Origin of the sequence: Flavobacterium sp. (assembly GCF_035456225.1) — a bacterium.
Lineage (GTDB): Bacteria > Bacteroidota > Bacteroidia > Flavobacteriales > Flavobacteriaceae > Flavobacterium.
In genome coordinates this window covers 1-24,685 of record NZ_DATIDM010000119.1, presented here as the reverse complement: position 1 = coordinate 24,685, position 24,685 = coordinate 1, and the positions used below count along the sequence as shown (strand labels likewise).

General features: G+C 38.6%; 24 protein-coding genes. 7 read left to right on the top strand and 17 right to left on the bottom strand.

Going from position 1 to position 24,685, the window contains the following annotated elements:
- Positions 1–128: 128 nt before the first annotated feature.
- The 5 genes from VLB74_RS07295 to VLB74_RS07275 form a co-directional block, all read right to left on the bottom strand.
- A complete protein-coding gene (locus VLB74_RS07295; RefSeq protein ID WP_325202801.1) occupies positions 129–587 on the bottom strand; it encodes a peroxiredoxin in 459 nt (152 codons plus the stop codon).
- A complete protein-coding gene (locus VLB74_RS07290; protein ID WP_325202800.1) occupies positions 587–997 on the bottom strand; it encodes a 6-pyruvoyl trahydropterin synthase family protein in 411 nt (136 codons plus the stop codon). The genes VLB74_RS07295 and VLB74_RS07290 overlap by 1 nt, the downstream gene beginning before the upstream one ends.
- Positions 997–1,524 carry an isopentenyl-diphosphate Delta-isomerase gene (gene idi, locus VLB74_RS07285; protein WP_325202802.1) on the bottom strand — a complete coding sequence of 176 codons (528 nt, stop codon included), beginning with the start codon at positions 1,522–1,524 and terminating at the stop codon, positions 997–999. The genes VLB74_RS07290 and idi overlap by 1 nt, the downstream gene beginning before the upstream one ends.
- 289 nt (positions 1,525–1,813) lie before the next feature.
- Positions 1,814–3,373 (bottom strand): NAD(P)/FAD-dependent oxidoreductase, encoded by a 1,560-nt coding sequence (locus tag VLB74_RS07280; protein WP_325202799.1) that lies wholly within the window; start codon positions 3,371–3,373, stop codon positions 1,814–1,816.
- A 62-nt stretch (positions 3,374–3,435) separates the two neighbouring features.
- Positions 3,436–4,503 carry a DUF2891 domain-containing protein gene (locus VLB74_RS07275; protein WP_325202798.1) on the bottom strand — a complete coding sequence of 356 codons (1,068 nt, stop codon included), beginning with the start codon at positions 4,501–4,503 and terminating at the stop codon, positions 3,436–3,438.
- Between the two features lie 96 nt (positions 4,504–4,599).
- Between VLB74_RS07275 and VLB74_RS07270 the strand changes: the two genes are divergently transcribed.
- Entirely contained in the window at positions 4,600–4,836 is a 237-nt protein-coding gene (locus VLB74_RS07270) for a hypothetical protein (protein ID WP_325202797.1), read from the top strand.
- 206 nt (positions 4,837–5,042) lie between these two features.
- Here the strand turns inward: VLB74_RS07270 and recQ are convergent, their stop codons facing one another.
- Positions 5,043–7,238 carry a DNA helicase RecQ gene (gene recQ, locus VLB74_RS07265; RefSeq protein ID WP_325202796.1) on the bottom strand — a complete coding sequence of 732 codons (2,196 nt, stop codon included), beginning with the start codon at positions 7,236–7,238 and terminating at the stop codon, positions 5,043–5,045.
- A gap of 87 nt (positions 7,239–7,325) precedes the next feature.
- Between recQ and VLB74_RS07260 the strand changes: the two genes are divergently transcribed.
- The 4 genes from VLB74_RS07260 to lptB all read left to right on the top strand — a co-directional run bounded on the left by VLB74_RS07260 (position 7,326) and on the right by lptB (position 10,300).
- Positions 7,326–8,291, top strand: a complete 966-nt coding sequence (locus VLB74_RS07260) for a KpsF/GutQ family sugar-phosphate isomerase (RefSeq protein WP_325202795.1) — start codon at positions 7,326–7,328, stop codon at positions 8,289–8,291.
- 26 nt (positions 8,292–8,317) lie between these two features.
- Positions 8,318–9,109: a twin-arginine translocase subunit TatC gene (tatC, locus tag VLB74_RS07255; RefSeq protein WP_414655589.1), complete on the top strand. Its 792-nt coding sequence runs from the start codon at positions 8,318–8,320 to the stop codon at positions 9,107–9,109.
- Between the two features lie 2 nt (positions 9,110–9,111).
- On the top strand, positions 9,112–9,459 hold the full coding sequence (locus VLB74_RS07250; protein ID WP_325202793.1) for a carboxymuconolactone decarboxylase family protein: 348 nt from the start codon (positions 9,112–9,114) through the stop codon (positions 9,457–9,459).
- Between the two features lie 100 nt (positions 9,460–9,559).
- Positions 9,560–10,300 (top strand): LPS export ABC transporter ATP-binding protein, encoded by a 741-nt coding sequence (lptB, locus tag VLB74_RS07245; protein ID WP_325202792.1) that lies wholly within the window; start codon positions 9,560–9,562, stop codon positions 10,298–10,300.
- Positions 10,301–10,378: 78 nt separating this feature from the next.
- On the opposite strand, the gene VLB74_RS07240 is transcribed toward lptB, so the two are convergent.
- Together VLB74_RS07240 and VLB74_RS07235 are read right to left on the bottom strand one after the other, a co-directional pair.
- A complete protein-coding gene (locus VLB74_RS07240; RefSeq protein WP_325202791.1) occupies positions 10,379–11,251 on the bottom strand; it encodes a glycoside hydrolase family 25 protein in 873 nt (290 codons plus the stop codon).
- Positions 11,252–11,254: 3 nt separating this feature from the next.
- The gene (locus VLB74_RS07235; protein WP_325202790.1) at positions 11,255–11,998 is read right to left on the bottom strand and encodes a CDP-alcohol phosphatidyltransferase family protein; all 744 of its coding nucleotides are present in this window, start codon (positions 11,996–11,998) and stop codon (positions 11,255–11,257) included.
- A 269-nt stretch (positions 11,999–12,267) separates the two neighbouring features.
- Between VLB74_RS07235 and VLB74_RS07230 the strand changes: the two genes are divergently transcribed.
- Positions 12,268–13,338 carry a putative type IX sorting system protein PorV2 gene (locus VLB74_RS07230; RefSeq protein ID WP_473964695.1) on the top strand — a complete coding sequence of 357 codons (1,071 nt, stop codon included), beginning with the start codon at positions 12,268–12,270 and terminating at the stop codon, positions 13,336–13,338.
- On the top strand, positions 13,338–14,477 hold the full coding sequence (locus VLB74_RS07225; RefSeq protein WP_325202788.1) for a lipoprotein N-acyltransferase Lnb domain-containing protein: 1,140 nt from the start codon (positions 13,338–13,340) through the stop codon (positions 14,475–14,477). Before VLB74_RS07230 ends, VLB74_RS07225 begins: the two co-directional genes overlap by 1 nt.
- Before the next feature lie 207 nt (positions 14,478–14,684).
- Here VLB74_RS07225 and VLB74_RS07220 read toward each other — a convergent pair whose 3' ends face one another.
- The 9 genes from VLB74_RS07220 to VLB74_RS07180 form a co-directional block, all read right to left on the bottom strand.
- Positions 14,685–16,070, bottom strand: coding sequence for a sugar transferase (locus VLB74_RS07220; protein WP_325202787.1), 1,386 nt, complete (start codon positions 16,068–16,070; stop codon positions 14,685–14,687).
- Between the two features lie 102 nt (positions 16,071–16,172).
- Positions 16,173–17,198: a glycosyltransferase family 4 protein gene (locus VLB74_RS07215; RefSeq protein ID WP_325202786.1), complete on the bottom strand. Its 1,026-nt coding sequence runs from the start codon at positions 17,196–17,198 to the stop codon at positions 16,173–16,175.
- Entirely contained in the window at positions 17,164–18,507 is a 1,344-nt protein-coding gene (locus VLB74_RS07210; RefSeq protein ID WP_325202785.1) for an O-antigen ligase family protein, read from the bottom strand. The genes VLB74_RS07215 and VLB74_RS07210 overlap by 35 nt, the downstream gene beginning before the upstream one ends.
- Positions 18,508–18,509: 2 nt before the next feature.
- Positions 18,510–19,577: a glycosyltransferase gene (locus VLB74_RS07205; RefSeq protein ID WP_325202784.1), complete on the bottom strand. Its 1,068-nt coding sequence runs from the start codon at positions 19,575–19,577 to the stop codon at positions 18,510–18,512.
- A 53-nt stretch (positions 19,578–19,630) separates the two neighbouring features.
- On the bottom strand, positions 19,631–20,743 hold the full coding sequence (locus tag VLB74_RS07200) for a glycosyltransferase (RefSeq protein WP_325202783.1): 1,113 nt from the start codon (positions 20,741–20,743) through the stop codon (positions 19,631–19,633).
- 6 nt (positions 20,744–20,749) lie between these two features.
- Positions 20,750–21,559 carry a class I SAM-dependent methyltransferase gene (locus tag VLB74_RS07195; RefSeq protein WP_325202782.1) on the bottom strand — a complete coding sequence of 270 codons (810 nt, stop codon included), beginning with the start codon at positions 21,557–21,559 and terminating at the stop codon, positions 20,750–20,752.
- 23 nt (positions 21,560–21,582) lie between these two features.
- Positions 21,583–22,734, bottom strand: a complete 1,152-nt coding sequence (locus tag VLB74_RS07190; protein ID WP_325202781.1) for a glycosyltransferase family 4 protein — start codon at positions 22,732–22,734, stop codon at positions 21,583–21,585.
- 1 nt (position 22,735) lies between these two features.
- Positions 22,736–24,112 (bottom strand): UDP-glycosyltransferase, encoded by a 1,377-nt coding sequence (locus VLB74_RS07185; protein ID WP_325202780.1) that lies wholly within the window; start codon positions 24,110–24,112, stop codon positions 22,736–22,738.
- Positions 24,112–24,685 (bottom strand): UDP-N-acetylglucosamine 2-epimerase (locus VLB74_RS07180; RefSeq protein ID WP_325202779.1); only part of this gene is annotated, 574 nt, incomplete at its 5' end. The genes VLB74_RS07185 and VLB74_RS07180, both read right to left, overlap by 1 nt.

Here is a 24,685-nt window from a genome sequence, read left to right as displayed (position 1 = left end):
AATTCCCAACTTTCACCTGTAGTGCCTGTCGGAATCGATTTATGTAAAAGGGAATTGAGTTTTGTCCCTCCCCAAATCCTGTCTTTCAAGATTGGCTTAAAAACCAAAGGATACACTTCAAAATTCATTTACATAAGACTTTTTACCATTTCCAACACTTTAGGAAAATGATTTTCAGCATTCATACTATCAAAAACCAATCGGACAATCCCTTTTTTATCGACCACATAAGTCACCCTTCCCGGAAGCAGTCCCAGTAAATTTGTGGGCACTCCAAAGAGTTTTCGCAGCCTTTTATCCTCATCGGAAAGCAATGTAAAAGGAAGTTTGTATTTTTTTGCAAACTCTTTATGAGATTTCACACTGTCGCTGCTAATACCGATAACTTCAGCGCCCATGTCTTTAAATTCCTCAAACTGGTCGCGAAAAAAACACGCCTGTTTTGTACAGCCCGGCGTATCATCTTTCGGATAAAAATAAATTACCAGCACTTTTTTATGCAAAACCGAAGCGATGTAAAAATCATCACCATTTTGATCTTTAGCGCCAAAAAGCGGCAGCTTATCCCCTACTTTGATTTCATCCATTATTTACCGGAATAGGTTACAAAATTACGAGGCGTTTCATATAAAACAACCTCCAAGTCATTTTCGGCAGCAATTCGATTTCTGATAAGATTCCAAATTACCACCACTATATTTTCTGCTGTTGGATTAAGCTCTTGAAATTCAACCACATCCAGATTCAGATTTTTATGATCGAAGCGGGATTCTACTTCCTGATAAATAATATCTGCCAAATCTTTAATATCCATCACATAGCCGGTTTCCGGATTGATTTTTCCGGTTACGCTCACAATCAGTTCATAATTATGTCCGTGAAAATTCGGATTGTTGCATTTACCAAAAACACGATCATTTTGCTCATCCGACCAATCTTTGCGATACAATCGGTGAGCCGCATTAAAATGGGCTTTTCTTGAAACAGTTACTCGCATTACAACTTGTGATCTTCCAGATAATGATAAAATTCGTCAAATATGATTTTAAACCAAACCGTATAGATGTCCGGATTTGACCGCATATCTTCTTTGATTGCTTCAATTGACATCCATTTCCAGCTTTCTACCTCTTCGGTATTAATTTTGGGTTCTTCGTTATAATAGCCAATCAAGACATGATCCAACTCGTGCTCTGTCAGACCATTATCAAACGGTGCCTTATAGATAAACGAAAACAGATCCTTCAGATCGGTGGTGAAACCCATTTCCTCATACAAACGACGTGTTCCTGCGCCAATATTAGATTCCCCTTCGCGTTGATGACTGCAACAGGTGTTCGTCCACAATAACGGGGAATGGTATTTCTGATGCGCACGTTGCTGAAGCATTATCTCGTTCTTATCATTTAGCACAAATACAGAAAATGCCCGGTGAAGCAATGCTTTCTCATGCGCCTCCAACTTTGGCATCAAACCAATCTGCTCATCATTTTCGTTAACTAATATTACGCGTTCTTCCACAATCGATGTAAATATAATTGGTCAAAAATACAAAAAAAGAAATGGTTACCTTGATAATTACGACAATTCTTCGCAGGTAAAAACCCCAAAAAACATTCACTTTTCATTCTTAAAATCGGCTTTCCCGACTCAAAAAAGTCGCACAATTCATCAGCAATATAAAAAAACAATGCAGACCATAAAAACAAAAAACAGTAGTAAACACAAAGTTACTACTGTCTAAAAATATATTTCTTTCTCAAGAACAGACAAGGAAAAAACAATATCAATTGTCTTCAATTTGTCTTTTCTTTTACTTCATAGTTTCCACGCACTTAATCGCGCACTTCTCACCGTCAATCGCCGCAGAAATAATTCCGCCTGCATAACCAGCCCCTTCTCCGCACGGATAAAGCCCTTTGACCTCAAGATGTTCTAAAGTCGTATTATCTCTTGGAATACGAACCGGTGAAGACGTTCTGCTTTCCGGTGCATGCAGGATTGCGTCGTTTGTATAATACCCTCGCATGGATTTTCCGAATTGTACAAAACCTTCTCTCATGATTTGTGTCAGGAAACCTGGAAATACCTGTCCGAGTTCCACCGAAGTCGTTCCGGGAACATACGACGTTTTTGGAATATCTTTCGAAACTTTGCTTTGCGTAAAATCAACCAGGCGCTGTGCCGGCACTTTTTGAGTTTCTCCTGCCAAATGCCATGCTTTTTGTTCGATGGCTTTCTGAAATTCCATTCCGGCCAAGGCTCCGAACTTTGCAAAAGGTTTAAAATCTTCTAATTTCAGTTCAACCACAATACCTGAATTGGCAGTAGCCTGATCGCGTTTGGAAGGCGACCATCCGTTAGTCACCACCTCACCCGGACTCGTAGCACAAGGCGCAATCACGCCCCCCGGACACATACAGAAGGAATACATACCACGTCCGTTTACTTGTTTTACTATCGAATAAGGAGCCGGAGGCAAAAACTCTCCCCTGAAATCGCAGGAATACTGGATACTGTCGATTAAATGCTGCGGATGCTCTGCCCTAACACCTAAAGCGAAAGGTTTGGCTTCAATCAGAACTTTCTTTTTATCCAATAATTCAAAAATATCCCTTGCAGAATGTCCTGTCGCCAAAATAACTTTCTTGGCATCGATGATGGTACCGTTTTGCGTTACAACACCCTGGACTTCATTATTTTTTATGAGAATATCGGTTACACGGGTTTCAAACAAAACCTGTCCGCCACATTCGATAATTTTCTCTCGGATATCCTGAATAATTTGTGGTAATTTATTGGTTCCGATATGCGGATGTGCTTCCACCATAATCTCCGGAGTAGCTCCAAAAGCAACCAACAAAGCCAATATGCGGTCTACATCGCCTCTTTTTTTCGAACGGGTATATAATTTCCCGTCGGAATACGTTCCTGCACCGCCTTCCCCGAAACAATAATTGGAATCTTCGTTTACGATATGATCTACATTAATCGCTTTCAAATCGCGACGACGGCCTCGAACATCTTTTCCTCTTTCGATCACAATCGGCTTCACGCCCAATTCGATTAATTGCAGTGCGGCAAACAATCCGGCCGGACCAGCACCTACCACAATTACTGGCTGGGCATTGGCTACATTTTTATAATCAGGAAGTTCTATTTTACTTTCAACGAAGGATTCACCCTGAAAAAAAACATTGACTTTCAAGTTAATCTTGATAGCGCGCTGGCGGGCATCGATGGAACGTTTCAATACGGAAACATGTTGTATTTCAACTGTTTTCACATGAAGCAATTTGGCAAGATGCTCATTTAACAAAACAGCATTGGCTGCCACTTCGGGTGCGACCTGTATCAGTAGTTCTCTAGGCATAAAGGAGGTAAATTTTTATTTTACAAACGAATTCTTTGACAAAAGTACAAATTTGAAATCGATTATTCCTGAAGCCTCTTTCTTTCCTCAAAAGCCCTTAAGGCGAAAGAAGCCAGCCAATGTTCTCCTTCATAATTTCCATCCGTCAAAAAAGGCAAAGATTGCTCCATATGCAAATCGCCTACCGTTTTCAAATGCCTGAACTCTTCAAATTGAGCAGCAAGTGCATAAAAATGCCAGGCGCGGCTGAAATTCAATCCGTCGAGATGTACCAGATGTCCGTCTGTCCTGTCGGATACTTTTGCAGTTTCCCATTTAAACTTCTTGGCAAATAAAGGCTTGGCAAACTTTTTGGCCCATTTTAAAAATTCTTCCTCGGTCAAAATACGCTGCATGATTCCCATTTCTTCCATGCAGGGCGATAAAAAGTCGGTACCGCTTGGCTCCCAGGTGAAAGGACAGCCCTCGTCTTTTTGAAACATCCGCAAGGCATTGTCTTTCAGTATTTTTTTAAATTTTTCATTTTTGGAATACACCGCGTAATCCCAAGCCAAAGTCATCCCAAAAGCCGTGTTGTTATGGGTCCCTACCCTAACCGGATAGTACAGTTTGGGTAGAAATTCAGCATACATTTCAATCAATAAATCGGATAATGGCTGCAGATTTTGTGACAGTTCCTGTGCAAATGGTTCTTTACAGTCTGACAATTCCTGCTGTAATTTCAACACCCATGCCCACCCGTAGAGTCTTTCAAAGGATTTTTCGTGTTTTTTGTTCAGATACAACACTTCTTTCTCAACATTCGTTTTGGAAAGATTGATTTTCAGTTTCTGAATGATTTCCGGGCGGTTGTTCAAATCAGGAAACTGCTTCAAAAGATAAACCAACGACCAATGGCCGTGTACGGAGGAATGCCAGTCAAAACATCCGTAAAAAGAAGGGTGCAATGCTTTTGGCGACAAAATTTCCGTTGAATCCAACAATAACTGCCCTAATTTGTTGGGATACTCCTGTTGCAGGCATTTTAACGGTAATGATGCTAACCGATTGCCTTGTTCCAGATTCAACTGTTGGGAAAAACCGGTAAACGAAAACAGAAAAACTAGGGCTGTGATAAGTAATTTTCTCATTGCAAAAAACTAAAGTTTACAAAGCTAACGATTTAACTTTAGAAATTTCGACAGCACATTAGTACCTTTGTGCTTCAGAACTTAAACACTTCAAAAATGAGTCGCCAGATAAAATTGATTTGGGATTTCAGAGGCCCTGGAGCTGCCAAAACTGCCGAGCACCATGAAATTCACCTAAAAGAATATATTGAAATCGAAAAATTACCTATTACCATTACCGGGTTTCAGATTATAAACGATATGTATGCCATTGCTTTTATCGTGGTTACTGATGAAATCATGATTCAGGTAAGAGATGTCCTTAAACCGCATAGGGGGGAACTTTTTGAGTAGAAAGTCACAGTTTTCAGTCGCAGTCGCAATTAACAGTAAAAAAACAGTCACAGTTTTCAGTCGCAGTCGTAGTTAACAGTAAAAAAACAGTCACAGTTTTCAGTCGCAGTCGCAGTCGCAGTTAACAGTAAAAAAACAGTCACAGTTAACAGACGAAACTGCAAACTGTGACTATTTATTGTGACAATAAACTGCGACTGTAAACTCTAATTCGCTACTTCGCTGATAAACTTGATACGCATCAATCGTAATTCTTCCGTATCATAATCCCCATCAAATTCATCCAGTGCATCCTGAATTTTATCCGAATGGGATTCCATGAAGTAGTCGTGAATTTCTTCCTGTTGGTCTTCGTCCAGGATATCATCCACCCAGTAGTTGATATTTAGCTTGGTACCGGAATAAACAATCTGTTCCATTTCTTTCAGAAGTGTGTCCATGTCAATTCCTTTGGATTTGGCGATGTCATCCAACGGCAGCTTTCTGTCGATATTCTGAATAATATATAATTTCAGCGCAGAGTTTGCCCCTGTAGATTTCACAACAAGATCATCCGGCCTTACAATATCATTATCTTCTACATATCGGGCAATCAATTCGACGAATTCCTTGCCGTATTTCTTTGCTTTTCCTTCACCAACGCCGTGAACATTACTCAATTCATCAATAGAAACCGGATATTTCAACGCCATATCTTCCAAGGAAGGTTCCTGGAAAACCACAAATGGCGGCACTCCCAATTTTTTGGCCACTTTTTTACGCAATTCCATCAACATAGCCATCAGCGCTTCATCAGCAGTTCCTGAAGATTTGGCCGATGTTACAATTGCTTCATCTTCGGTTTCACTGTATTCATGATCTTCGGACATCATAAAGGAATAAGGTTTTTTAATAAAATCCTTTCCTTTTTGTGTAAGTTTTATAACTCCGTAGGTTTCGATGTCTTTAGAAAGCAATCCGTCTACCAGTACCTGACGAATTAATGCCATCCAGTATTTTTCGTCGTGATCTTTTCCTTTAGCGAAGAATTTTTGAGCATCCGTTTTATGAGCCTTTATGGTGGCATTAATTTTTCCGATAAGGGTAAAAATCACCTCCTTCGACTTGTATAACTCTTTAGTATCACGAACCGTTTCCAAAAGTATCACCACCTGATCCTGTGCTTCAACTTTCTTCTTCGGACTGCGGACGTTATCATCCATGTCGGCTCCTTCACCATCCGCATCGTCAAATTCTTCACCGAAATAGTGCAGTAAAAATTTACGGCGCGACATTGAAGTTTCGGCGTAAGCCACCACCTCTTGCAGCAAAGCAAATCCTATTTCCTGCTCGGCCACCGGTTTTCCGGCCATGAATTTTTCAAGTTTCTCGATATCTTTATACGAGTAGTAAGCTAAACAATGCCCTTCTCCCCCATCACGGCCTGCCCTACCGGTTTCCTGATAGTAACTTTCCAGAGATTTAGGAATGTCGTGATGAATCACAAAACGAACATCCGGTTTATCGATTCCCATACCGAAAGCAATGGTAGCCACTACTACTTCGACATCCTCCATCAAAAACATATCCTGATGCTTCGCACGTGTTTTCGCATCCAATCCCGCATGATACGGAACCGCACTAATGCCGTTCACCTGCAAAACCTGGGCAATTTCCTCAACCTTTTTACGGCTCAGACAGTAAATCACTCCCGATTTTCCCTTATGCTGTTTGATAAAACGAATGATATCGCCTTCAATATTTTTGGTTTTGGTGCGTACCTCATAGAACAAATTCGGACGGTTGAACGATGCTTTAAATGTATTAGCATCCGTCATATCCAAATTCTTAAGTATGTCTTCCTGAACTTTAGGCGTAGCAGTTGCCGTTAATCCAATAACCGGAATATCACCTAACTGCTTAATAATTGATCTTAAATTTCTGTACTCCGGACGAAAATCGTGTCCCCATTCCGAAATACAATGCGCTTCATCTATGGCAACAAAGGAAATGGGCACTCCTTTTAAAAAATCAACATACTCCTCTTTTGTTAACGATTCGGGGGCGACGTATAACAATTTGGTCAATCCGGAAGTAATATCTTTCTTCACCTGATTAACCTCTGTTTTGGTAAGCGACGAGTTTAAAACATGGGCAACACCATACTCCGAAGACAGACTTCGGATAGCATCCACCTGGTTTTTCATCAAAGCAATAAGCGGAGAAACGACAATAGCTGTACCATCCAGCACCAAAGCCGGCAACTGATAACATAACGACTTTCCTCCACCAGTAGGCATTATCACAAAAGTATTGTTCCCAGTAATGATACTTTTTACAACTCCTTCCTGTAATCCTTTGAATTGGTTAAAACCAAAATATTTTTTTAACTCTTTATGTAAGTCAATTTCGCTTGGTTTCATTATTTATTAATAGGTATTTTTACATAAATTTGCAGAGAATAAAGATACAAAAATCTTTAATATTCACAAATTATTAAATTTTCTATTTTGACAGTCAGGGAAACCATTTTGGCTACAGCCAAAAAAACGATATTATCGGAAAGCGAAAGCGTTGCCAACCTTATCAACTTCATCGATGATGATTTTGCAAAGTCGGTAGAATTGATTTACAATTGCAAAGGCCGCTTAATAGTGACCGGCATAGGAAAAAGTGCCATTATCGCCACTAAAATGGTAGCCACTTTTAACTCGACCGGAACACCTTCGATGTTTCTTCATGCCGCCGAAGCCATTCACGGTGATTTAGGAATGGTACAACCGGGCGATGTGATTATCTGCATTTCAAAAAGCGGCAACAGTCCGGAAATCAAAGTGTTGGTTCCGTTATTGAAACGTTTTGGCAATACCCTTATCGGGATGACTGCCAACAAAGACTCTTTCCTGGGCAAGGAATCCGATTGCGTTTTGAATGCTCACGTAGACAGAGAATCCTGCCCTAACAATTTAGCGCCAACCAACAGCACCACGGCACAATTGGTTTTAGGAGATGCGCTTGCCGTTTGTCTGATGGAAATCCGCAACTTTGGAAGTGAAGACTTCGCAAAATACCATCCGGGAGGCGCTTTAGGTAAAAAATTATTGCTTCGCGTTGTTGATATGCTGGACCAAACCCACCGCCCTCAGGTGACTCCGGATTCCGATATCCGACACATAATCATGGAGATTTCCGAAAAACGTTTAGGCGTTACTGCTGTTGTGGAAAACAACCATGTGGTAGGAATCATAACCGATGGTGATATTCGTAGAATGCTTGAAAAAAGAGACAGTTTCGGAGATTTAACCGCGAAGGACATCATGACAAAAAATCCTAAAACAGTCCAATTATCAGACATGGTGGTAGACGCTTTCAACACCATGGAAAACTACTCCATCACACAAATGATTGTTACAGACAACAACCAATACAAAGGAGTACTTCACATTCATGATATTTTAAAAGAAGGAATTATATAATGGCCGCAGATAAACCCGGAAAAGAAATGTCTTTTTTACAACATCTGGAAGAATTCAGATGGTTGTTGGTTCGAAGCACGATTGCTATTCTGTTAGGCGCCTGTGTTGCTTATTACTTTAGTGATTTTATTTTCGACACCGTGATATTCGGCCCTAAAGACGGCAATTTCATCACCTATCGCTTCTTTTGCGATATGGCCAACCAATATGATTTGGACAAAAGTTTCTGCATTCAGGAACTCCCGTTCGAATTACAAAACCGAACCATGGAAGGACAATTTTCCATGTTGATTTGGACTTCAATTACCGTAGGATTCGTATTTGCTTTCCCTTTTATTCTGTGGGAATTATGGAAATTCGTCAGTCCAGCCCTATATGACAAAGAACGAAAAAACATTAAGCTTTTCATTTTCATTGCCTCTATCCTTTTCTTTTTGGGTGTGGCATTCGGTTACTTTGTACTGACACCACTATCAATTAACTTCCTAGCTAACACCACGATAAGTCATCATATTAAAAACGCTATTGATGTGGAGTCCTATATCGGATTAGTAAAAACCACTTCGCTGGCAACCGGACTGGTATTTGAATTACCAATCGTAATTTATTTCCTGTCCAAACTTGGAATTGTCACCCCTAAATTCTTAAGGGACTACCGAAAATATTCCTATGTGGTGATTTTGATTATTGCAGCTATTGTAACACCTCCAGATGTAATCAGTCAGACGATTGTATCAATCCCACTGGTATTATTATACGAAGTAAGTATTTTCATTTCGCATTTCGTAACCAAAAAAGAAGAACTGAAAACCACATAATTATGGCTGATTTAGTAAAAGAATTCAACGACTATCGCTCAAAAATGAACGAAAAGCTGTTGGCCGACAACAACAAGATCGTTAAACGTATCTTCAATTTAGACACTAACGCTTACGCGGAAGGCGCACTGGATGTAAAAACCAAAGAGCTTTTAGGACTGGTTGCTTCTGCCGTTTTACGATGTGATGACTGTATCAAATACCACCTGGAAACGTCATACAAAAACGGAATTACAAAAGAAGAAATGATGGAAGCCATGGGAATCGCAACTTTAGTGGGCGGCACCATAGTGATTCCACACCTTCGAAGAGCCTACGAATTCTGGGAAGCTCTAGAAAACCAGGAATAATTATTTGTTAATTTGTTGATGTAATAAACCGTAATTCGTTTATTTGTACCGATAAAAATTTAGCCGCTTAGTCACTTAGTTACTCAGCACCTCAAAAAAGATGAAATTAAGAGCCGATAATATAGTTAAAACCTACAAAGGAAGAAGCGTGGTAAAAGGCGTTTCGGTAGAAGTAAATCGTGGTGAAATTGTTGGTTTATTAGGTCCGAACGGAGCCGGAAAAACCACTTCATTCTACATGATTGTTGGTTTAGTAAAACCCAATGCCGGCAACATTTATCTGGACGACACAAATATTACCGATTTCCCGATGTACAAACGTGCTCAACACGGAATCGGGTATCTGGCGCAGGAAGCTTCGGTTTTCCGAAAATTGAGTATTGAGGACAACATCTTAAGTGTATTACAGCTTACCAATCTTTCCAAACAGGAGCAGGAAGCGAAAATGGAATCATTGATTGACGAATTCAGCTTACAGCATATCCGCACCAACAGAGGCGACTTACTTTCCGGAGGAGAGCGACGTCGTACGGAAATTGCCCGTTGTTTGGCTACAGATCCCAAATTCATTTTATTGGACGAGCCATTCGCCGGAGTAGACCCTGTAGCGGTGGAAGATATTCAGCGTATTGTAGCGCAATTGAAAAATAAAAACATCGGAATCCTGATTACCGACCACAACGTACAGGAAACCCTTGCTATTACTGACAAAACCTACCTGATGTTTGAAGGAGGAATCTTAAAAGCAGGTGTTCCGGATGAGTTGGTGGAAGACGAAATGGTACGACGTGTTTACCTTGGTCAGAATTTTGAGTTAAGGAAAAAGAAACTGCATTTTTAATTTAGACTATACAGCATCTGCGAAAAAATTCACCGTATAATTGTATCATTAGATTGTGCGACTGTGTCTGAAAACTGCTCATTTAATACAAAGCGCTTTCAGGTCTTCACTGCTTCCGTTAAACACATTAACATCCACCATTCCTTTTATTCCCGGAATCTGGGCTTTTTCAGTAAATTGCCAAAACTTCCAGTCTTTCTGAATCCTTTCTACAAAAAAATTATAATTGGCAATCCACAACGGATACCCTTTAAACTCTTTCTTCAGAAAATCAGTGTAATAGCTCTCGCCGGAATAAATAATCGGTTTTACTTTATAATGTTTTTCCACATGAATTAACCAGCGGCGCAGTCCTTTTTTCAAACTGTCTATGGATTGTTTTCTGGGCAATTTTTCAATATCAAGCACCGGAGGCAGATCTCCTTTTTTAAGCTTTACGGTTCGGATAAAATTTTCAGCCTGGGCAATTGAATTTTCATTCGGACGATAGTAATGATAGGCACCGCGAATAAAATAATTTGCTTTGGCGGCTTCCCAATTTTCCTCGTAACGGGAATCTTTTTTTGAACTTCCGGCGGTAGCGCGAATGAAAACGAAAGATAACGGAAAATCATCTTCTATTTTATCGATTTTTTCCCATTCGATTTTTGATTGATATTCGGAAACATCAAAACCCATCTGATTCGTATCATGACGGCTCAATACCTCGAAAATGCGGATATCTTCAATTTCACGTTCCTCTTTGGTAAGTTCGTTGGAATTTTTATCTGTTTTAAACCCTAAATAATACAGAAGTCCGTTTCGGTAATTGTACAATACACCAATAAACAGGACCACAAAAAGGATTCCAAAAGTAAAAACCATCAACCTCCCAAAAGAAGTTTTGGTTGTTTTTGAAGATTTTCGGGTAGTTTTTTTTGGCGTGGATTTCCTTGCAGAAATGCGTCTCATTAATTAAACCTGCTTATTTAAAACGGTATTGTTCAGCACTGAAAGCAAAACATAAAAAAGAATGATCATCGGAATAGCCAAATACTGAAACAACACCAACAATACAACACAAACAGCTAAAAACAGCACTTGAAGTTTATTTTTCTCCCAGCTGAAATACTTCACTTTCAATGAAAACAGAGGAATTTCGGCATTCAATAGATAAGCGCTTAAAAAGCTCAATCCTACTAAAAAATACGGGTTACTCAAAATATTCGAAAGCCATTCGTACTGATTGGCAAACAAAATCATAGGAATACTCATGATCAGTAATGCGTTGGCCGGCGTTGGCAATCCTATGAACGAATCCGTCTGACGGGTATCAATATTGAATTTTGCCAATCGATAACAGGAAGCAATCGTAATTATAAAACCGATATAAGGCACGACAGCCATGTAATAAGTATCTCCAGTAAGCGTATAAATACTCTGATTTTCTTGAATATCCGTTAACATTTTGTACATCACCACCCCCGGAACAACACCACTGGTTACCATATCGGCTAGCGAATCCAGCTGCACACCCAAAGGACTTTGAGCGTTAAAAATACGTGCAAAAAAACCATCCCAAAAATCAAAAAAGATACCAAGGCACACTAAAGAAAACGCCTCATTATAATTACCGTTGAAAGCATGTATCAAGGCAAAAAGGCCGGCAGCAAGATTTAAGAATGTGATTAGATTTGGGATCTGTTTTTTAAATGACATACTTTTTCTTTTTAAACTGACACAAAGTTATACAATAAGTTCATATAAAATAGAGTTTAGTAATTGAGATTTTTAATTCTTACAAAAAAGTTATTAGCATAATAGAATCTGATATCAGGTCTTTTTTAAAGATTCGAAAGAATGTTTTTTAATGACCATTTAATCATATTATGTTATATTTGCCCGACGCGGAAATGATAAATGACTAACAACAGCATTTGCAGGCAATTATCTATCTCGCTTTTTTCACATCTGTAATAACAATGACATTGAAAAAGACCTACCTTTTACTGGTGCTTTTTATTTCGGTAACCACTTACTCACAGTCCGTTAGAAAATATTCTAATGAATTCTTGAGCATTGGTGTAGATGCAGCAGCACTGGGTATGTCAAATGCGGTAGTATCCCACACTGCCGATGTCAATTCAGGATATTGGAATCCGGCCGGTCTTATAAAAATGGAAGACAAGCAGATTTCTTTAATGCACGCCAGTTATTTTGCTAATATTGCCCAATACGATTATGGAGCTTTTGCCATGCCAATAGACGATCGCAGTGCTTTTGGAGTCTCCTTGATTCGTTTTGGGGTGGATGACATCTTAAATACTACCCAACTTATCGACAATCAGGGCAATGTGGATTACAACCGCATCAGTTTGTTTTCTGCAGCCGATTACGCTGTTACGGTTTCCTATGCCCGTGCATTACCTCTTGATGGGTTCAATTATGGTGTAAATGCGAAGATTATCCGTCGTGTCATTGGAGATTTTGCCAGTTCCTGGGGATTTGGTTTCGATTTAGGCCTACAATATGAATCACAGGAGGAATGGAAATTCGGATTAATGCTTCGTGACATTACCACCACCTATAACACCTGGGCCATAGACGAAGAAGAGTATCAAAAAATCAAAGATGCCGTTCCGGGAGAGAATCAGGAAGCACCCGAAACATCTGAAATAACTTTACCTAAAGCGCAATTGGGAATGTCCAAAAAGTTCATCTTCCATTACGATTACAGTCTTTTGGCCGCAGCAAATTTAAATATGCAGTTTGCCCGAACAAACGACATCATTTCAAGTAATCTGGTAAGTATTGATCCTGCTATTGGTTTTGAAGGTGGTTACATCGATTTGGTTTTTCTTCGGGCCGGAGTTGGGAACTTTCAGAATATCACCGAAATCGACAATTCAAACAAAGTAAGTTTCCAGCCTAATATAGGTATCGGATTCAAATACAAAGGCATTCAGGTAGACTACGCATTAACCGATTTGGGCGATCAGAGCGCCGCATTATATTCTAATATTTTTTCCCTAAAAGTTGATTTAGGTATTTTCAGATAATGGCATCACATTTTACATCCTCAAGGTTTTTCTGTTTTTTTTATCTGTTGATTACTTTCTTTTTTATTTCAACAACAAAAGCTCAAACTCACTATTTATCTGAAAAAGCAACTATAAGCATCCTCACTTGTGGTACCGGCGCCGAATTGTATTCGTTATACGGACACACTGCCTTACGGATTGACGATCCTGTAAATCAAATCGATGTCGTTTATAATTATGGTACTTTCGACTTCAGCACGCCTAATTTCTACGGAAAATTTATAAAAGGTGATTTGGAATACTTTGTATCCACTAGCAGTTTCGAAGAATTCAACTATAATTATGTGTATGACAACCGTGATATTTTTGAGCAGAAACTAAATCTTTCACAGGCGCAGAAACAAAAAATCTACACCGAACTTAGCGATGTGCTGGCATCTGAAAAACGTTTTTACACTTATAAGTTCATTGACAGGAACTGTACCACTATGGTTCGCGATGTCATTAACAGTGTACTGGAACAACCTATTTCGACCAATATTCCCGATGCCCAAAAAAAATACCGTCAGATCCTTTATGATTATCAGACAGATAAATTTTACGAGAATTTAGGGATCAACCTGATGTTTGGAGCCAAAACCGACAAACAATGCGATCAGCTTTTCCTCCCGATAGAATTATTGGAAGGTATTGAACAAACAAAAATCGACGGCAAAAAATTAAGTTCCGAAACAGTGACTGTTTTTAAAAGTCAGCAGAACGGTGTTCAAAAATCACTTTGGAACAACTTCTACACCTTTGCTTTAATTTTACTGACTGTTGCATTTTTTTCTTATAAAAGAAGAACCGTTGCCATTATATTTCTGACTGTTGCCGGATTATTTGGACTTTTCGTTTCTTTAGTCGGATTATACTCCCTTCATCAGGAAGTACTGTGGAATTACAACGCATTAGTGATGTGTCCGCTTTATATTCCTTTGGTTTGGTTTGCAATCCAAAAAAATACGCTTTGGACCAACCGATTGGTATTCCTGAGTTTTGGCTGTATCGGAATTTACCTGGTTTATATGCTGAATAAAGCCCATTTGGTAATGATGCTTCCTCTCGTAGCAACTGCATTGGTTTCTCTTTGGAAAGTGCGCAAAGCTTCGGTTTAAAACAAAACATAGCCCCGAACATTCAAATAATTTCAAAGCCTATTCACCAGCCCTGATGGGAGTGGCATCCTTTTGTGGAGTATCACGGAACAAAAGATAAAGCGAACAGCAGGAACAAGGCTTACAAACAAACCCGAACCATTCGCTCCAAAAATCCCCTCCTTAAACCTGCTTTCTGATTTTAATCTTCTGAACTCTGACCACTGCTTACTGCCCTCTGAAAAACAAAACCGTGCTGAGTGTTTTTATAACTATGTTGACGTCCAAAAACAAGCTGCGGTGCTTGATATAGTACAAGTCGTACTGAAGCTTAATTAAGCTGTCGTCAATGTTTTCCCCATACGAATGTTTTACCTGTGCCCATCCTGTCAGTCCGGGCTTAATAACGTGTCGGGTCTGATAAAAAGGCATGACTTCAGCAATCTGACTCACAAAAACAGGGCGTTCCGGACGTGGCCCAATCACAGCCATATCCCCTTTTAAAATATTTATAAACTGAGGAAATTCGTCAATTCTGGTTTTACGTAAAAACTTCCCAAAAGGAGTAATCCTTGTATCGTTTACCGTAGCGAAAACGGCCCCGTTACTTTCCGCATTGGTTACCATCGAACGTAATTTGTAAATTTTAAATGGTATCCCGTTTTTTCCGATCCTTTCCTGTGTATAAAGCAATGGCCCTCTGTTACCCATAAAGTTTCCAAGCACAAGAAATGGTATAAGGACTAGGCCGAATGTCAATCCAATAATCGAAACCACTACGTCAAACAAACGGATCGAATACTGATAAAGTTTATTCTGATTGCTTCTGCTGAAAGGGAAATATTTGTAAAAATCCTTTTCGGTAAATTGTACAGGAAGCCTGTTGGTACTTGTTTCGTACACTTGGGTATACTCGCGGATGACAATCCCTTTTTCTAAAAAAAGTAACAGTTTATCGTAAACTTCTACCGGGACTTCTTCATTGGATTTATTGGCAATTACGATTTCCGAAATAGAATTCGACTTTATAAACTCCTCAAGAGATTCCGGCAGTATTTTTGGCAGATTAACCGTTTTTTTAGACGATTCTTTAGTGGACAAATAACCCACTACCTTGTAGTTTGGATCTGCTTTTTCAAGCTCATGCGCTAGACTTTCAACCGTTTTATCATCAGCCAAAAAGAGTACTTTTTTATTAAAATGATGGGAAGCCAGGAATTTTTGATAAAACATCCTCCACAAAAACAAAGTCCCCAAAATAGCCACATAGAAAAATATGATCTGCAATCGATTCTTAGGTAATGGTGGGGTTAAGATCGGTGTCAGTAAGTAGACAGATACCGTAGCTGTGGCGCTGAGAATTATACTTTTAATAATCTGAAACTGATTCCCGGCAACCTGAAGGTTATACATTTCGAATATTGTCCCGAAAAACAGGATATAGAATGTCAGGACAAATGTCCAATAATAGCTGTGTATTGAAATATTGAAGTAATCAAATTTCAAGTAAACACCCAGAAAATACAATGCTAGGAGTACTAACAATACATCAAAAGCACGGAGAAGAATCTTCCGCTCGGATATCTCAAAATGTATTTTTTTTGTGTTGGCCATCTCAGTTCTGTATCGACGCAAATTAACAAATAATTATAAAGAAAAACATTAGTCTGTAACAATTAACAAAATAATTGTTTTAATCCTTTAATTCCCGTCTAATCAATGATTCTCTGATAACAAATCATTCCAGAGCAATTTGACTACATTCCAATCCCAGCTCTCGGCTTTTTTTCTTGCATTTCGTACAATAAACCGGGCATCATCACTATTTTCAACCAGACGCTTAACTTTATCTGCCATAGCCTGAACATCGCCGTCATTCACTAAAAACCCTTCTTCTTTGTCTTTCAGTAAAAAAGGAATTCCACCCACATTTGTTGAAACAACCGGCAACCCTAAAGCCATTGCTTCCATTACACTGACAGGCGTATTGTCTAAATGTGTTGTATTAATGAAAATGTCGCATTGGTTGGCAATTGCAATCCATTCTTCTTTCGCAAGACGACCGGTAAAAAAAACATTGCAATCATTTTCTTCGACGTAAGCTTTGCAGATTTCCATGCTTCCATCTCTATCAGGACCAACCATATGAAGAGTTGCTTCAGGATATGTTTTTTTAACTTCGGCTAAGACAGCGACAGCCATTTTGGGGTTATATATTTTATCGAAAGCACGCAGCCATAGGAGTTTAGGAGCCAATGTTGTTCTTTCTTTATACGGATACTTTTTAAGTTCCAACACATTGGGAATAAACAAAATATTAGTAAAGCCGTACGTCTTAAATTCCGAATAGAGATAATTTGACGGAGCAACATTCCTATATGCATTTCCAAATACCATAGCCGACAATTTCGGGTTATTCTTTAACCGTACAGGTAAATTTCCTCCATGGAGGATTGGGATGTATTCAATGGACAACTGGCGACACAACTGGCTCACCAAAAAAGCAAACCAAAATCCTGAAGTGCTATACGTATCTATAAGGACGAAATCAACCTGTTTTCGATAACGTAAAACCGAGAAAATCATATCGGCCAGACGAAGCAACGGATTTTTTTTTTCCGAAGCGTAAAAAACGGTATACCCTTCACCCGCAAGTAAAGTTCCTAACGTTTCGATTGTCGTTACATTTGCTCCTTTTCCCGAAAGCTTATTCCCTATGTACAGCAGGTTTTTCAAGAGCATAAATTTTCAAGAGGGTTAAAGCATAAATAAAAGCAGGTGCAGCGGTACGCATTGCAGCATGATTAAGAGTCAACAGCCAAAACATGTAAAAGGACAGCATATAAATATGCATCTTATTGTCAAGATAAAGTAGAAGAGGAACTATTAAAAGAATAAGAAACCCGACCAACCCAAAACTTCCGTGTTCAGCAAGCATGCGTGTAATTTCGTTGTGGGATGCTGCAACAATTCCGGTAGTTTCTTCACGGTATTCTTTGTTTTTTCCCACTCCGATCCCAAAAATTGGATTATCCAAAAACATTTTTATTTCCGAGGAAATTAAATCTTCCCTACCGGACAGCTGACTTGCTTTTTTATTTCCATGCACCCCTTCATTAGCATAGCGACGCTCAATCAAACCACTGGTTTGCGAAGAACTGTACAACCATACTCCGAAAAGCAACACTATCCCAACGGCAACGGCTTTTATTATATTGAAGCGGCCTTTAGCATCCGTGAAAAAAAACAGGACAAGAAGTAAAAGAACAATCATAATTGCTGCAGTCATCATTCCCCCTCGTGAAAATGTAACGATTCCACGAAAAGTCATCAATATACAAAGCGCAACATTTAAAAAAAAAACCCATATCCCTTTAGACTTCAATACTATTCGGGAAACCAAAATAAAAGTACCTAATCCTAATATGGTTGCTACCTGATTCGGTCCAAATCCTCCGGACGTTTCAAAATTTGATGCCGTATTCGTAACGACCTCTTTAATGCTTGGATTATAAAGAAAAACAAAGGTTAATGCTGAAAATATGGGAAAAAGTATCGTTAACAGCAAATTATTTAGCTCTTCCAATGAAATCTTTCTACGATAACAGTAAATAGCAGCAAAACCAAGACATAAAGGCCCTGAAAGGTTAAACATAATCGCTTTACGGATATCGGTACCGAAATTTAATGTTTCCGTTGCCACCAAGACACCCGGTAATAAAAAAAACATATAGAACCAGAACAATAAGCTTCCTTTCGAGATACCGCTGTATACCATTCCCATTATCATGAAAACAATAACGGAATACTTAATCATCTCATGAAATGGATTTCCGTCTGTCATCCTCAGGAAAACTTCGGCTCCTACCAGATATGCCGAAATAAACAAGGCTTCATTATTCCTATTTCTAGTTTTCATGACATAGAACAACCCAACAACTAATATAAGGGCACTGTAAATTTTAGCCAGAAAAGGAATTAAATAGACAATCAATCCAATACCAATATGGATGAATACCAGTGAAGTATATGATAATGTTCCTTTTTTCAAAATCAGTGAATAAAATGCAAATAATCCGAAATCACGACCTGCTCCGAAAATCGGTTAGCTATCGTTGCAGCCAATGCCAAACCAAATCTGTCTCTCAAATCGTCATTCTCCGCCAAAATTACTAATTTTTCGCTTAACTGAATTATTTCCTTAGGATCGAAAAGCAATCCGTTTTCACCATCACCGATTATCTCCGAACAATACCCAACATCCGAAGCAATAACAGCCAAGCCCGAAAGTCCGTACTCCAGCAAGGTGACCGGAAAACCTTCATAAATTGAAACCAAAACTCCTATTGATCCTTGTTGAAGTATAGGATAGATATCGGTACAGCTTCCGTAAATAAAAGCACTTTCAATCAATGAATTGTCCTTAATATAAACTTTCAATTCCTCGGAATAAGCATCCGAATTATCTTTACCGATGAAATGTAGTGACCATCCGGCTCCCGACAGACCTGAGGCCTGAAACGCTTTCAATAGCGTTAAATGATTTTTGGGATGACGAAGATTAGCCAAACAAATTATTCTTTTACCTTCAACGCCCTTAAGAGTTGTCACTCTCTTTTCCTGCTTGTTTGATACTGTGAAATTTGGCAGATAACTCACTTGGCGGCATTTTAGATGCTGTATTGCCCAAACCTTCAATTCTTCATTCACCACAAGGACGCGGTTAAAAAAGTAGGAACATGCAATAAGAATCCTGTTGTCATTGCCTTTCATTTTATCCCTGTTTCCATTATGATCGTGCCAGACAATTTTAAGTTTTGGATAAACCAATTTAAGCAAGACTGCCATAAAAAAAGAAGTGCCGTGCGCGTGAAGCCATTCGATCTTATTTTGAACAACGAATTTGCGGAGTCGCATCAAAGCTTTAACATCCAACATGCTTTTACGGTTCAGAAACAAATAGGGAACCTCATCGGAAAGTTCGTATCGTAAAGCACCTTCCTTTCGCGAAACAGCCAATGCTGAAACTTCAGCACGTGATACAAGCGCGTTAGCATAGTTTACGGCCATACGTTCCGCTCCACCCGCTTCCAGACTGTCTATCAATTGAAGTATTCGCACTGCTTCGTTTTACTTTTACAATTTATTCTTTACTTGTATTATTAACACTTTCGCTATAACAAAGTTTGTATTTCCGTTTCAAAATAATCTAAAGTATATTTTCTGGACCACATCATCGCTTCCTCTGCAGTCTTAAGATACTTGTCATCATTCCATATATAACTATCCAATTGCGAAACGTCGTTTTGAATTTCCATCGACAATATTACACCACGACTACCACTATCAAGCATATTAGAAACACAGGAAATGGCACTGGCAACCGGAACACAGCTCCAAAACATAGCTTCCGCAACTACTTTCGGCCAACCTTCACTTTTAGAAGGCAACAATAAAAAATGACTGTTCTGATAGGCTCCCTTAACAAATTCCGCTGTTTGATTTCCATGCAAAAAAACCAAATCCTGCAAACAGTTTTTTTGAATATAATCCGTTAACTCAAATCTTTCTTTTCCTTCACCATACAAATCCAAACGAACCGAATGACCTAAATGCTTCAATTGTTCTACAAGTCGAACTGCATACATCGGACGTTTTCCTTCCGATAAGGTGCCAACAAACAAAAAACGAATGGTTCCTTCCATTTTCCTTATCGCAACCTCATGCTTGTCAATTTCCTTATAGGAAGCTGTAAAAAAAGGCTTTATATTTCTTGAACTCCCTTCCCATTCCCCATAGACAAGAACCTGCATGTTACGGGTGAGAAATGTATTATTTAGAATCCACTTCTGCATTCTGTAACTCAGAGGCTGTTTCGCTTTGGCATCCCAATTTCCGGCATATTTAGCAGTTTTAGGCGTTTTAGGAAACAATATCTGAACCACACATCCGAGTAATGCAATATTTCCGGGACAGCGAAGATGAATATGATCGGCTGCTTTCATAGCCCGATATAGCTTTCTGAAATTACCCGGCAATTGAAAAAATGCCTTAACTATATATTTTACAGAAGTAAAGGAAAAGGATTTTACCGGAATAAAACCAAGGTCATTATGCTCATAGAAAAGATAAATCGGATCCTCTGTTACAGTCTGCAATGGAGCCACAACAGTAACTTTATCGACATATTTTAGCCACAGGTTCATTTCACGAATGTAAGGGCCATATCCATAATAGCCGTTTTCATTTTGTCCATGAACAACATGAGTAATAATCGTGAAATTCATACTTTTTTACTTCTTCTGCATCACCATTGTCAATTGCATGCAACGAAACATATGACTGTCGGATGTAGCCGAAAATTCCCAATCCTTTTTATGCCATTTTTTCCCGATTTCCTGCTTTTTCTCATCAGACATTGGAAGAAGATTGATTAGAAAATACCATTTGGCCTGCCCAAGCACACCATGTCTTTCAATCACTTTGAAAGTATTGTGGAATTTATAATAGGTTTTCTTTGTAAAAGGCCATTCCCAATCTTTATCCGATTGGAAAGGACGGTAAAGCATTCTAATGATTTTAATTGGCAGGCTGGTTTCAAGCGGATCATAACTAACGATGATGCCTCCCAGAGCCAGTTTTTCATTTAATTTATTAATCAGTACATCCGGATTCTGAAAATGGTGCAACACTCCATAAGCGTAAATTACATCAAAATCTCTGTCAGGGAAATCCGTTTCAGAAAGAAAATCGGCTGCAACGGCTTTTGCGGTCGGGATATGCTTCAGTTTTTCATTCAGTTTTGCTATGGCAACATCACTCAAATCAAGACCAATGAATTCCTTACTGTTTTCTGCCAGATACATCGTGAGGTTATTACCTGAAAAACATCCAAGATCCAATACTTTCTTGTTGGATAAATCCCCGAACCATACCTTGTGCAAATCATAGGACTGATTTAAAACTCCTATATCCCGGCGGATTTGTTTCAATGTTTTTTCCCTTACAAAAGACCAAATTCGTGTCGGCAGGTTTTTCCTTTTATGATTGTAAAATTCTTTTTGTTTTTTGTTGATTTCTATAATTTCCGCTTCCGTCTTCATAATTACTTTATTTGCCGCTAAAGTTATATTTTTTTATATAGCAATGATTTAAAAAATTCAATATTTTGATTAACAATAACTTCAATACCAAATCTTTTACTGATATCTGTTCGAGCGTTTTGCCCCATCGCTTTGGATTCATCAGAATGTTCCAAAACCCATTTTATTTTTTTTGCAATATCTTCAGGAGAATGAGGGTTAGCTAAAACTCCAGTCACATTATCGATTACGGCTTCAGGACCGGGGCCGGCTGTACTTCCAACAAAAATTTTTCCCATTGCCAAAACCTCCAACCATGCTACGGGCATTGCTTCCATATGGCTTGGATAACAACAAATATGTGACGTAGCGATAACTTGCGGCATTTCATCATTGGGCACTACTCCTAAAAATGTAATATACGGTTTTATTTTAGAGGTAATTGTTTTTTCCAACTCAGGCATATAAGGGACTTTTGTCCCTGGAAAATTACCACCCCTTCCGGCAATCAACAAATGGATATCCGGAAATTCCTCAATCAAATATTCCATTGATTCAACCAATTGTCTTATCCCTTTTTTTTCCACAATACTGCCCGCAAATAATATTGTATGGGGTACTGTTTTTTCATTTGTAGCATTAAAAAACTTATTGGTATCGATTGGGTTAAAAATTACTTCAATAGGCTTTTCCCCTAAACCAAGTAAAGTTCGCGTAGTTTCACTAACATATTTTGACACTGCAATTATATGATCGGCTTTTTTGAAAGAACGTTTTTCCTGAAAAGCTTTCCACCATTCCACAGATCTGTTTTCTGCTTTTGCGAAATAGTGATGGCCTCCATGCATTCTGATTATATACTCAATTCCCTTTATCTTAGATAAAAAAGCCATTCCCAATTCTGGGGTTTCTACAAAATCAATGGGGTTTTCTTTATGGACCGCTTCAATTTTTTTGGAGATTGCTCTGGAATTAAACAGCCATTGCAATCCTTTTACCTTTTTTGGAGTCAATCGATAAACCGCTATGTCATTTATGATTTCTTTCTCTTCATTTGAAGTATAATTTAAACCAATAACACTTACCTTAATCCCGTTTTCCGTTAATGATTTTCCCAATGTTGCCACAAAAGTACCTACACCGCCATGAGGAAAACCCGATTTTGGAAATTCAGATGTAATGAAACAAATGTGCATCTTACTGTAATTTTAAAATCGTTCTAATGTTTGATGATGCATTTTTATGATCAGGAATAACAACTGATTTCCATTGCGCCATGACATCCATATTACTTTTCGCAACTATTTTTTTGGTTATTTCCTCGCTATTGTTTAACCACAATACCGCTTCCTTTGCCGGCATGCTTCTGAAATGCTGAAATTGGTAAATGGTGTCAACCGACCAATTTTCTACATTCTTATTCTTCTGATCATATTTAATAAAAACGCACGGCTTACCAAACATAGCGAAATCAAATGCCATAGTTGAACCGATATTAAGCACAACATCTGAATAATAAGCTGTACTGACAAGCAAGGAGACATCTTCTATGGAAGGATACACCATACTCCAGTCGGTCGATTTTTTAAATAGCCACACAGGTGGGGCTTCCTTAATAAGCCCGTTGTATTTTTTTATCACCTCATCAAATCTACCAGACAAATCCACAGGGCAGCGACGCAATAAAATCTGATAGTGTGCATCTAACCCTTCCTTACTTATTGCTGTCGCAATGTCTTCAAGATACTTAGGATCATCCGGTGAAGTCAGAATATCATCACCTGAAAAACAGATAATCTTCTTGTTTAAATCCAGATTATATCTTCTGAAAAATTCCTGCTTCGGAATTATATTATTTGGATTTTCGTAACATTCAAACTGTGGTGTTCCGGTAATGTGAATTTGCGATTGAGGAATTTCAGGGTAATACATCTTCATTTCTGCTTTCATGTATTCAGACCAAACCAAATAGTTATCTGCCCGCAATGCCATTCTTGCCTTCGGTAAATTATCCCAAGAGTAAATTACGGTAGTCGTTTCAATGCCTAAATCTTGCGCTGCAGCAAAAACGGTTGGACATTGTAAACCCCTTTGATGGGAGCAAAACAACTTATCAGGCTTAACTTCTGCAAGTATTTTTTTTACCTCAACATAAAACGGATTTCTCCGAATTGCTTTCTGATAGGCTCTTTCCAATTTCTCAATACTTTCGTATTTCTTAAATAATGGAGCCGAAAACGTTATTGCCTTGTAAAAAATATTTTTAAAATAGCTTTTATGAGATGATTTCCAGTTGGTAAGGATTGTTTTATTCCCGGTTAGAGAAGTATTGTAATGCAGTCTGGAAATACAAATTAATTCCCGTATAAATTTTTCTTTAGCACTTTCAACGTATTTTGGAATTTTAAGCGCCGACGAAACATTTGTTATTTCCTTTATTTCCGCTTCCGTTTCCTCATCAAAATTATGAAACAATACGAGTTCTTCTTCTGAAGTTCTGAACACATCAGAATACAGATAGTTTCGGATTCCGACACCATCAGGAAACAACAATATGATTTTATTTTTTGACATCAGATATCTCTAAACTGCTTTTGGTGATTCAATTGCCAAATATCGTTTTTTTCTAACGATTGCAAAAACAATTGCGCACTGTTTCCCTTACCAAAATCACCATTTGTCTGCTGCACTTTATGAGTATCTATAATTTCAAGTGCCTTTCTGATGCTTTCTTTATCATAATCCACATTAATGATGTCGGCATGGAGTGCTCTGTTTTGTTGACGGGTACCAATATTGATAATCGGCAATCCGTAATAAGGTGCTTCACGAATACCGGCACTGCTGTTCCCTATGATAAACAGCGATTTTTTCAGTAACGTCAGGAAATATTCGAAACGCAACGAAGGAAATATGCGGAAACGAGGATTGTCTTTCAGCTTTTCATAGGCTTTTAAAATGGTAGTACTCCCTAAATCATTGTTGGGAAAGATAACCACATAATTATGATTATCTTCCAATAATGCGGCAACAAAATTATCCGCATACTGCTGCATGTGCTTGGCTTCGGTCGTTACCGGATGAAACATCACTACTGCATAAGTATCGAAATTGATTTCATAATATTTCTTGGCTGTAGCCAAATCC